Source organism: Mesorhizobium sp. M0296 (assembly GCF_040321675.1).
Lineage (GTDB): Bacteria > Pseudomonadota > Alphaproteobacteria > Rhizobiales > Rhizobiaceae > Mesorhizobium.
In genome coordinates this window covers 1-505 of sequence record NZ_JAMYRZ010000117.1, presented here as the reverse complement: position 1 = coordinate 505, position 505 = coordinate 1, and the positions used below count along the sequence as shown (strand labels likewise).

Genomic DNA, 505 nt, shown 5'->3' with positions numbered 1-505 from the left:
TTCTCGCCTCCGTCAGCCGGTCCAAATGTCGGAAAAAAGGCGGTTGAGGTAGTCGTTCATCAGAACCTCGATCGGTTCTTTACGTCGATATTCACGCAAAACGCAGTTGGCGCACAAGCAAGGGCGGTGGCTCTTATTACGGATGCTTCAAAAGCCTGCATTTTGACGGTCGATCCTTCCGCTTCGAAAGCGGCGCTCTTTTCCGGCAGTTCGACCACAAAACTGACAGGCTGCTCCGTCATGTCGAATTCGATAGCTCCGGACGCCATCAAACTTCAGGGATCGGCAAGCCTTGATGTCGATTGCCTGATATCGGCAGGCGGTGTTTCGTTGAGCAACGTCGTGAAGACCGTTTGCGCCAGCCTGATAACTCAGGCGCTGCCCGCTGCTGATCCTTTTGCCGACCTGCCGGCGCCGCCGGCCACGAACCCTTGTCAAAACGGCAATCAGTCAACCTTGCAACCTGGAACATACTGCAAGGGGCTCAGCTTGAGCGGCAATGTAA

The 505-nt window shown here is 55.0% G+C and carries 1 pseudogene; it reads left to right on the top strand.

Annotated elements, in window-relative coordinates:
- Positions 1–505, top strand: a pseudogene (locus NKI97_RS35440) (pilus assembly protein TadG-related protein); the annotation flags it as partial.